Here is a 2,326-nt window from a genome sequence, read left to right as displayed (position 1 = left end):
TTCCATCCTTGGGCATTTAATCGAATTATGTGGGCGCGATCTCTTGTTCGTTGAGGAACTGTTGTCGCTGACCGCAACTCCAAAAGCGTCAAATCTTCTAAATCTGTTAATCTAACTCGCAATGGAGGAGACATCTCGTAGTACCTGTTTTTTAGACCTTCTCTATCTTATATTTAATTGTAACCACCTACTTACCACTTATGGAATTTGACGGCATTCCAATACCTTACCTCAATGCTTCGTTAATATCATTTGCAAAACGTTATGGAATATATCATGAGAGGACTGATATTTCCTACCGCAATGATTACCAATTATTAATTTACAATCATACTTCTTTTGTTGAGATTATCAAAGATATAGACACGTTAACACAAGCTATGGATCAAGGAGCAACGAGGTATGTTCCGTCGAATTATAAATCGCTTTTTGGAAAAGCTTGTCAAGTAATAGCACTAAAAAAAAATATCGATGCTTACGCTATTGCTGAAATTGTAAAAACTGATGCAGAAGCAGAATATCAAAAAAATTTGACAGAGTTGGAAGCCAAAAAGAAATCAGCAAGGCAAAGAGCTATTTATGAAGAAGAAAAACGAGAACAACTAGAAGAATTTTTAATAAAGGTTGACCGAAAAATGGCGGAATTAGTAAGAGAATTACGGATAACTGTTAGCAAAATTTATAAACCATTTGCAGCTATTGGTGTAATTTGTGGGCTTGGGTATGTTAGTTGGCTTGGTACGCAGTATTGGATAAATGAAAAAAGCGCTCAGGGAGAATTGGCTAATATTCGCACTCAAAATAGAATATTGACAACAGAAAATGAAGAATTAGCTAGCTACAAGAATGTAAAGAGTAAAATACAAAATTTAAATCAAAAGGTTGAAGTTTTAAAAAAAGATAATAACATAATAAAGGCTGAAAATAATAGTTTGAAGGAAGAAGTTACAAAAATTTCTGATGATAATCGTAACTTACGTAACAGAATAGAAAAATGTAATTCAGGATTTGTTCGGTTTAGAAAATGTTAGTTTCAAGATTACTTAAAAAGTTTTGAGCCATAACCTATTATCTAGCAACAGTTGTTGGATGCTGATGTGAAATTAGGTCAAATCTCGTCACTGTTGTAAATGGCTATACCTTCTTGATTATATTGGCAAGTTTTATACTATGCGAGAATGCTAGACGCGATATGATCGCTTACGAAAGTACGCGGCAACGCCGCCGTCGTCGTCGTCGTCGTCGTCGTCAGTAGCGTAGCCTATGTAGACAGCTTCCCAACAGACCTCCCCGTGAACGTCGTCAGTTTTCATTATTTAATGCTGACTTAGGATTGGGGAAATATTCTTATCAACTGTACTAAGATAGCTTCTAAGCTATTTAGCGCAGCGTTAGTGGTTCTTTGATGTTCATCAAAATGACGCTGATGTTCTTCAAAATTTCTTTGTTGCTGTTCCTGACTATCACGTAATTCAAGTAACACATCATCTAAAACTGCACTACGGCTTAATACACGGTCAACATTATTTGTTAAATCATTTACATTATCAGTCAAATTATCAATTTTAGTGGTTAGTGCTGCTATAGCTTCAGTATTCCTAATAGCCAATACTTCAATACGGTCTAGTCTATTTGGTGCTTCAAAATCAGACATAAGTATTTATTCCTTATTTTTAATAAACAAATAAAAGTATGAACTAGTGTACATTCACTGGTGAACCTGATTCCACTAATATAGGTCAATTTCAACTAAATAGAATACTTCTAGTAACTCTACTAGATCCACTACCGCAAGAAAAGTTAAGGAAAATCCCGCGAGGTCTTATGAACTTAAGCATTCAACAGATTGTGCCGGAGGACGTTGCATTAATAGAAGCTCTATTAGCGACCTTTGGTGAGGCGTTCGATGAGGTGGAGACATATAGAAATCCACCTAGTACAGACTACCTGCGGCAACTACTCGATAGTGACTACTTCATTGCGATCGCCGCATTGAAAGAAAATGCGGTAACTCTTGTATTTCTATCTTTCCAAGCTAAGAAAAGAGCGGTTCCACGATAGCCTTTACTTGAGAGGGAGTTTATTGTGCTTTTACCCCCTGGATGACCAAATTGTGAATCATACCCTGACCAAAAATTAACGACATTTCAAGGGTTATAGCCGAATGGCACTAAGAAAAGCTATAAGCTATATTCCATAAGCATTACAGGTATTAATACCTTAAGAGCAGTGGACGCTTCGCTGCGATCGCTATTTTTGTAGGTGCTGTCAAATCGAGGCGGTAAATGTGCAGCGTCGTCCAAAAATTTTTTGTAGTTAGAAAAAG

The 2,326-nt window shown here is 36.5% G+C and carries 3 protein-coding genes; 2 read left to right on the top strand and 1 reads right to left on the bottom strand.

Translation table 11 applies throughout. The annotated features are described in order from the left end of the window. The first annotated feature begins 200 nt into the window (after positions 1-200). Positions 201-1,031, top strand: coding sequence for a cell division protein ZapB (locus CDG79_RS40185; protein WP_094347004.1), 831 nt, complete (start codon positions 201-203; stop codon positions 1,029-1,031). A gap of 296 nt (positions 1,032-1,327) precedes the next feature. On the opposite strand, the gene CDG79_RS40180 is transcribed toward CDG79_RS40185, so the two are convergent. Next, complete coding sequence (locus CDG79_RS40180) at positions 1,328-1,654, bottom strand: hypothetical protein (RefSeq protein WP_094347003.1); 327 nt, start codon at positions 1,652-1,654, stop codon at positions 1,328-1,330. A gap of 170 nt (positions 1,655-1,824) precedes the next feature. Between CDG79_RS40180 and CDG79_RS40175 the strand changes: the two genes are divergently transcribed. Next, positions 1,825-2,061 (top strand): hypothetical protein, encoded by a 237-nt coding sequence (locus CDG79_RS40175; RefSeq protein WP_189525322.1) that lies wholly within the window; start codon positions 1,825-1,827, stop codon positions 2,059-2,061. Positions 2,062-2,326 lie beyond the last annotated feature (265 nt).

Source organism: Nostoc sp. 'Peltigera membranacea cyanobiont' 232, assembly GCF_002245985.1.
Classification (GTDB): Bacteria; Cyanobacteriota; Cyanobacteriia; order Cyanobacteriales; family Nostocaceae; genus Nostoc.
This window is presented reverse-complemented; position numbering and strand designations above follow the sequence as displayed.